This is a genomic window from Mesorhizobium sp. M8A.F.Ca.ET.208.01.1.1 (genome assembly GCF_004791315.1).
Classification (GTDB): domain Bacteria; phylum Pseudomonadota; class Alphaproteobacteria; order Rhizobiales; family Rhizobiaceae; genus Mesorhizobium.
This window is the reverse complement of the sequence record NZ_SRUT01000462.1, coordinates 1-278: the sequence shown is the minus strand read 5'-3', so window position 1 is coordinate 278 and position 278 is coordinate 1. Positions and strand designations below refer to the sequence as shown.

Genomic DNA, 278 nt, shown 5'->3' with positions numbered 1-278 from the left:
TATCAATTGCCACTTCGCGGGCGCCCTGGGAACAAGCAACGTGCAACGCATCGCCTCGCTCGACGACATTGCGGCAGGGCTCGATGCGCTCTGCCGGATCGACCCCCGGCTGGAGACGGTGCGCGACAAGGCGGGCGAAGTCCCGCTTCGGCTGTCGGAGCCAGGCTTTCAAAGCCTTGCTTCGATTATCGTTTCGCAGCAGGTTTCCCGCGCCAGCGCCGACGCCATCTTCGGCCGACTGATCAAGCTGGTCGATCCGTTGACGCCGCAGGGGATCC

1 pseudogene is annotated in these 278 nt (G+C 64.4%); it reads left to right on the top strand.

What is annotated here, in order from left to right:
• Nucleotides 1-40 precede the first annotated feature (40 nt).
• A pseudogene (locus EN851_RS36080) lies at nt 41-278 on the top strand (DNA-3-methyladenine glycosylase 2 family protein); the annotation flags it as partial.